General features: G+C 48.3%; 6 protein-coding genes. 1 reads left to right on the top strand and 5 read right to left on the bottom strand.

Features of this window, described 5'->3' with window-relative positions; all coding sequences use genetic code 11:
• The 5 genes from tssI to ACGF7G_RS02895 form a co-directional block, all read right to left on the bottom strand.
• Nucleotides 1-1,429 (bottom strand): type VI secretion system tip protein TssI/VgrG (tssI, locus tag ACGF7G_RS02915; RefSeq protein WP_387463420.1); only part of this gene is annotated, 1,429 nt, incomplete at its 3' end.
• 363 nt (nt 1,430-1,792) lie between these two features.
• The gene (locus ACGF7G_RS02910) at nt 1,793-3,082 is read right to left on the bottom strand and encodes an FAD-dependent oxidoreductase (protein WP_387463418.1); all 1,290 of its coding nucleotides are present in this window, start codon (nt 3,080-3,082) and stop codon (nt 1,793-1,795) included.
• A gap of 2 nt (nt 3,083-3,084) precedes the next feature.
• Nucleotides 3,085-3,339 (bottom strand): (2Fe-2S)-binding protein, encoded by a 255-nt coding sequence (locus ACGF7G_RS02905; RefSeq protein WP_387463416.1) that lies wholly within the window; start codon nt 3,337-3,339, stop codon nt 3,085-3,087.
• Between the two features lie 11 nt (nt 3,340-3,350).
• Nucleotides 3,351-4,487 (bottom strand): NAD(P)/FAD-dependent oxidoreductase, encoded by a 1,137-nt coding sequence (locus ACGF7G_RS02900; protein WP_387463414.1) that lies wholly within the window; start codon nt 4,485-4,487, stop codon nt 3,351-3,353.
• Nucleotides 4,484-5,434: a 4-hydroxyproline epimerase gene (locus ACGF7G_RS02895; RefSeq protein WP_387463412.1), complete on the bottom strand. Its 951-nt coding sequence runs from the start codon at nt 5,432-5,434 to the stop codon at nt 4,484-4,486. Before ACGF7G_RS02895 ends, ACGF7G_RS02900 begins: the two co-directional genes overlap by 4 nt.
• 339 nt (nt 5,435-5,773) lie before the next feature.
• On the opposite strand from ACGF7G_RS02895, the gene ACGF7G_RS02890 reads away from it, so the two are divergent.
• A complete protein-coding gene (locus tag ACGF7G_RS02890) occupies nt 5,774-6,622 on the top strand; it encodes a helix-turn-helix domain-containing protein (protein ID WP_387463428.1) in 849 nt (282 codons plus the stop codon).
• The last annotated feature ends 75 nt before the right edge of the window (nt 6,623-6,697 follow it).

Below are 6,697 nucleotides of genomic sequence, written 5' to 3'. Positions count from 1 at the left end.
TGTTGCTGGCGTGATAGGTGCGCCCGGTGACAATCGGCTGGTCCGGGTCACCGTCAAGAAAGTCCACCACCACTTCCTGACCAACACGCGGGATAGCCAGCATGCCCCAGCCCTGACCGGCCCACGGTTGCGTGACCCGTATCCAACAGGAGCTGTGGTCGTCACTCTGGCCGTAACGGTCCCACAGAAATTGCAGCCGGATACGGCCGTATTTATCACAGAAGATTTCTTCGCCCGCCGGGCCGACCACTTTGGCAATCTGCGGGCCGTCCATCACCGGTTTGCGCGCCGGCATCGGACGCCAGTGCTGATGCGCAGGGATAAAGGTGAACTGGTTGCTCATCACCGTGCCGGACTCCCCGGTGGATTGCGCCAGCGCCTGCGGCTGGCTGCCGTTGTGGGCGACGCTGACCAGCTGCCAGAGCTGGTTGAGGTCATCACGGGGGTGGTCGGTGAGGGTGAACAGGACCCCGGGCCGCATCGCGGCGTCGTTACTTTCACCGTGGCCGGTCAGGGCGTCATTGCGCAGGGCTTCCAGCCGGTAGCGGGTGAAATCGGCCCCGTGCTGCTCGTCTTTGAAGCGCCCGGGAAAATCAAAGTGTTCATAGCCGGTGTGCTGGAGGTTTTGTTCCCGCATATGGTGGCGGAACTCCGCAGCCCAGACCGGGTTTTTGAAGGTGTAGTCTTTCAGCTCCACGGTGGCCGGGCGCACCTGAGCCTGCCGGGTCAGCGCCGTGACGCACAGTTGCTGGGCTTCGGCTGCGTCACCGGGGTGGTAGGGCAGCACCGGGCCTTTGGCCAGGGCCCCAGCGGTGTCGGCGAACACCAGGGTGTTTTTGTTGCCGGTGAATTCGAAGCAGTAAAAGATGCCCTCTTCGGCGGTCAGCCGGTGCAGAAAGTCAAAGTCGGTTTCCCGGTACTGGACACAGAACTCCCGTTCCGGGTGCGGATGGCGCAGCCGGAACACCACATCGCGGACGCCGCTCTCTTTAAGCAGGGTGGTGAGAATGGTTTTGATATCCTGCTGCTGAAAAATCCGGGCATTCTGACGCAGGGTGGTGCGCCACATATCGGGGCGGACCGTCATCTCATAGCGGGTCTGATGTTTGCCGGTGTTGCCCTGTACAAAGCAGGCAACCATGCCGGTGACGGTGCGCTCGACTTTGCCGGCGCGCAGAATGGTCAGGGTGGCGCGGGTATCGAGGACGGCGGCGAAATCAATCGCCGGGTCGGCACTGGCTAAACTGACTGTCAGGCTGAAGGGGGTTGACAGGGCTTCGGTGAGTGAAAACCGGGAGACGACAAAGGTCTCAGGCGGTAATCCGCCGGCGGTGAGGGTGAACTGCAACCCGCCAGCGCTTTGAGCCGCTAGCCGGTCGGCAATGTGTTTGGCACCCGATGGCCTGGGTTGATTTTTCTGGAATGACATCACGCCCCCCGTTAATTATTCATAAGGATAGATACCGCCCGGACCTTTTGTCCGGCGGCGTTTTGTGTGTAGTCATAAATAATCAAGTGGTGAAATGGACCATCTTGGAAAAGTTGATAAAAAAATAATTAAAACAATACAGGTTGCTAGTTGCAGTCTGTTGCTGAAAGTCTTATGGATAACCTGCATTGAACAGGCAACCGGGGTTGTTATGTCATCGATTACCTTAAGGGAGAGTAAAGATAAAAATAATCAATCATTTTATCTGTTTAATATCCCACTAGAAAAATATAATAAAAAATGTACGGTGTCGCGTTTGTTTGATTGGCTAATATCCGATTAATTTTAAAAATGTGACATAAATCACGAATTTTTTGTGCGGTGCGGTTGTAACGCAGTTAGCGTTTCAAGCCTAACAGGCGAGAGTGGGATGCGAGGGGATGGTATTGCCCAATGTTTGATATCGTGGAGCATGGCGGAACAGATTTTTCCCTGACAAGCCCCCATGCCGCATCGTGTTGCCATTTTTGCGCTATTCCAATCCTGAAATGATTCAAGCTCTTTTAAACGCACGTCTTCACAACGGCAGATCAACGTATCGGGTGGAAGTGTCCGCGTGATCTCTTTATTCAATTTAAACGCCTGTGCCGCCGCTGTTGCAAAACGCCGCCATGTTATCTGTTTCTGCTGCCATTTTTCAGCTAATGCGTATTCACCGCTCGCGGCGAACCCGGCAATGAATCCTTCACAAAGTGCAAGCTCACTGCCGCCAATACCTGTGCATTCTCCTGCGGCATAGACACCAGATATAGTCGTCTGTTGCCATGAATCTGTCTGAATATTTCCTGGTTCATCCAGTAAGCAACCAAGTAACTGGGCTAATTCCGTATTTGGTCTTAAACCAAAACCGCAAGCCAAACGCGTACAGGATAATTTCTGCTTCTGCCCTTTGTTGCTGATATACACGCCAGTTAATTTTCCTTCTGCTGAGGTTTTCACTCCCAACACCATACTGCTTTTGTAATAATTTTTAAGTGGCATGAGAGTGATGGCTTGACGCAACTTTTCCGGCCAGTGGATCAGTCGTAAGCCAAACGAGCATAAGCGGTGCAAAGGCGCTTGTTCAATGATGCCAACCACCTTCCCTCCCGCTTTTTTCACCGTCTTTGCAACTGCAAGTAAAAGCGGGCCGCTGCCAGCAATAACAACATGCTCTCCCGTCATGGGGAGGCCATTTTTTATCAGTGCCTGTAATCCCCCAGCACCTGTGATACCCGGTAATGTCCATCCAGGAAAAGGAAGTAATTTTTCTTTGGCTCCGGTACAAAGAATGATGCGTTGGTAGTGAATAATTTGGTGCTTATTTGCCGTTTCAATAATCACATATTGGTTGTCTGCGGCAATCACTTTACAGCCCGGTAAATAGATCAATGTATCTTCTGATAGTACCGATAAATAACGTTTTGCCATCGGTGGTAATGTATGAAATGGCCCTTGACGCCAAATTTGCCCGCCGGCTCTGGGATTGTCATCAATCAGAATAACGGATTGCTGTCCCTGTACGGCGGCCTGTGCGGCAGCCAATCCCGCAGGCCCTGCGCCAACAATCAGTACATCACAGTGCAGTAGCGTAGAAGAAGATGATGTTGCCATATTTAGATCCTCTCAACTTTCATACCAGTTTCACAGACGGTTTGGCACGCTACACGACGGCGACCATTAATCATCAAACGGCATTCCTGGCAGATCCCCATACCACAGAAAGGTACTCTCAATTGATGTGATACGGACATACGGCAATGCTCATCACCGGTATAAGCCAGCGCCGCCGCAACAGTAATCCCCGCAGGAACTGTGATCATTTCGTCATCAATAAACAATGCAATAAATGGTGGTTTTTTGAGTGTCATGGCAACCTCTTTTAATAATCCGTGCTATTCGTTTGGCGGGCCATAGGGGTAAAACGTGCAGGTTGGTAAGGTGATGGATCAATCTCTGTTTTTCTATTCAGCATCAATGCAGAGATGATTTTGGCGCTGCCCGGTGCCGTCGTCACCCCTAATCCTTCGTGGCCTACAGCCAGCCATAGCCATTCATAATCGGGATGTTGTCCCAACAGCGGCAAGCCATCCGGAGTTGCAGCACGAAAACCGGACCAGCAACGTAAGATGTTCATCTGACCAAGTTGGGGTAAAAAATGAAGTGCGCGCTGGAGCATAGAGCGGAGTAGGGCGAGATCAATAGTGTGTTTTTCGTTATGAAATTGGCGTGAAGATCCAATTAAGAGCTGACCAGTAGGGCGGGCCTGGACGTTAAAAGCAGTTGACGTTCCATCCGGGGCATGTGCACTGGCACTGTAGCCTAATTCCACCAATTGATGTGTGATGCAGGTAGGGTAACGATCTGTAATCGCCAATTGCCCTTTTTTAGGAACAATAGGTAATTCAGGTAACAGATGTGTGCTCCACAACCCATTTGCCAGCAATATTCTCGGTGCGCAATATTTTGTTCCATCACGCAACACAATGGTCTGAGGTTCTAAGGCGTGTACTCGCCCTTTAATGAACTGAATCTTTTCATTACAGGCAGCAAGAAACCAGTGTACGACATTTGGTGCATAGATAATCCCATCCCCTGGAACATACAAACCTCCCGCGATTCCAGCTTTCACCATAGGTTCCATTTGGTGAATCTGTGTCGCTGTCGTCGGAATATTCTCAATTCCATAGCGGGTAAGACGTGCGCTTTTTTCCTCAGCAAGTTTCATTTCATCTTCTGTATCCGCCAGCCAAAGCGTGCCGCATCCACGCCATGCACAGTTTTCGGACATTTGCGGGGTGAATGTTCGCCATATGTCTAATGAATAACTACTTAATGCCAATTCAGCAGGATTATCGTCCATACATACCAGATGCCCCATTCCTGCTTGTGTTGCTCCTTTACCTCCATCGTCAATCACAGCAACGCTTAAACCATCCTGTATCAGTTGATAGGCGCACGCGGCGCCAACAATACCCGCGCCAACGATGATGACGTCCGACATTTGAGGTGGGTTCATACGCTGATCCCCCAGACGAAAGGATCGTTCTTCGTAATGATTAATTTGTTATCACCGTAGACATGTGCTGTTCCCCGGATCACAGGGGCAATTTTCTGATCAGCCCATTGATATTGGGCTTCAAAAATACTACCAATAATGCTGGATTGTCGCCAAACCTCACCAGGCTGCAATTTTCCATCCGCCGCCAGGCAGGCTAATTTGGCGCTTGTTCCCGTGCCACAGGGTGAGCGGTCATAGGTTTTCCCCGGACATAACACAAAATTGCGGCTGTCAGCATTGTTATCAGGAGCAAACAATTCAATATGGTCGATACACTCGCCATTTTCGCCAGTAATTCCTGCTTGTTCCAGTGCCTGCCTGACGGCCCAACTGTATTGCGTGAGTTCATCAATATGGTGGGTGGTTAACGAATAACCATGTATACTGGTCAGAAAAAACCAGTTTCCTCCCCAGGCAATGTCTCCGTTGATATCACCCACACCAGGCACATTCACGGTGACATTTTGCTGGTAACGATAAGAGAGGACATTATGAACAGACACCGCGCCATCCTCATGGAGCACTGCCTCCACAAGGCCAACAGGCGTCTCAATTTTGTACTTGCCGGGGCGCAACCAGCCCAGATGATGGAGTGAGGCAATAAGGCCCATAGTGCCATGACCACACATGCCCAAATACCCTGCGTTATTAAAGAAGATAACGCCTATATCTGCTTCGGGTGCAGTTGGCGGACATAAGAGGGCGCCTACTAATACATCATTTCCTTTGGGTTCAAGAATGAGAGCCTTGCGCCAGTGATCAAATTCGGCTTCAAAGTGTTGCCGCTGTTTGGCGATAGTTCCTTTGCCAAGAGATGGAAATCCCTCTATTACTGTGCGCGTGGGTTCTCCACCTGTGTGTGAATCAATGACGTGAATAATCTGATACTCATTTTTCTCTGCCATAAGGCCACCAAATTAACGTATTTTTAACAAATGTGGCGTAATATTTCGCTTGCCGCTTGATGAGTTTCATATCGCAACATGCTGAAATCAGCACAATGAAAAAATCACTGAATGATCATTTGGACACCATGAAAAATAATAATTTAAAAATCAAATGGATAAATAAGAACGATAGGAATAACTTTCTGTGATAATTATCACATGAATATAAAATAGTTCTTCTGAACATTGCGAATACGTCGAATCTGATATTTATTTTGATCTTTTTAATCAAGATAAATAACTTAATACACGAGTTAAAAATCTTATTTTAACGATAGTAGACTGGAGATATCGATGATGAATATAGCCCATGACAGCCTATACCAGCACAATGAAAAAAATGATATTGATATAAGTGACCATGATGTTTGTAATATTGAGTTTTTATCAACACTTTGTAGTGGGCTTGCTAATCACAAACCCAGTCACCTGCAAGATATTCTCAATGCGGTTGCCTTAATTACACCATTGCTGAATGCGATTCCCAGTGTGGTTTTCTTTATCAAAGATACCAAAGCACGTTACCTAATTGCGAATCTTACGCTGGCTACACGCTGCGGATTTAAATCGATCTCTTCGCTACTGGGTAAAACTTCCTCCGAAATCTTTCCTGCTCAGATGGGCAGTTGTTACACCGAACAAGATTTACGTGTATTACACCAAGGGGTAATTATCCAAAACCAGCTGGAACTCCATTTTTATCATGGACGTAAAGCAGGTTGGTGCATGACATATAAATTACCGTTGTATAATCAACATAATCAAATTATTGGTATGGCGGGAATTTCTCATGATCTGATGGAAGTTAAGGAAAATCATCCCGTGTACCAAAAGCTGGCTATTGTTGATGATTATATTCGTGAACATTTTGATCGAACAATTCGTCTCGAAGAGCTAACGAATCTAACACATCTCTCGGTTGCTCAATTGGAACGTTACTGTAAACGTATCTTTCACCTGACGCCCCGGCAGATGATCCACAAAATCAGAATTGAAAAAGCGTCTGAATTGCTGGCGACAGAACTGCCTATTACAGATGTCGCCTTGCAATGTGGTTATACTGATCACAGCGCATTTACCCGGCAATTTAAGGCGTTAACTGGAATCACGCCCAGTGACTTTCGTCAGTCAATGGGGCAGGAGTAATTTGTCGCTTTCCTGATATATCCGTCCTTTCGTGATCCAATTTGTTGTTTTACTGCCACGATATTGGGTTAATTC

Origin of the sequence: Photorhabdus sp. RM323S (genome assembly GCF_042879375.1) — a bacterium.
Taxonomy (GTDB): Bacteria; Pseudomonadota; Gammaproteobacteria; order Enterobacterales; family Enterobacteriaceae; genus Photorhabdus; species Photorhabdus tasmaniensis.
Note: the sequence above shows the minus strand (reverse complement) of the source record. Positions and strands in the feature narration are given on the sequence as shown.

Coding starts and splice junctions, on each gene's coding strand:
- ACGF7G_RS02910 (WP_387463418.1), bottom strand. CDS start 3,082: ATGGCAACATCATCTTCTTCTACGCTACTGCACTGTGATGTACTGATT.
- ACGF7G_RS02905 (WP_387463416.1), bottom strand. CDS start 3,339: ATGACACTCAAAAAACCACCATTTATTGCATTGTTTATTGATGACGAA.
- ACGF7G_RS02900 (WP_387463414.1), bottom strand. CDS start 4,487: ATGAACCCACCTCAAATGTCGGACGTCATCATCGTTGGCGCGGGTATT.
- ACGF7G_RS02895 (WP_387463412.1), bottom strand. CDS start 5,434: ATGGCAGAGAAAAATGAGTATCAGATTATTCACGTCATTGATTCACAC.
- ACGF7G_RS02890 (WP_387463428.1), top strand. CDS start 5,774: ATGAATATAGCCCATGACAGCCTATACCAGCACAATGAAAAAAATGAT.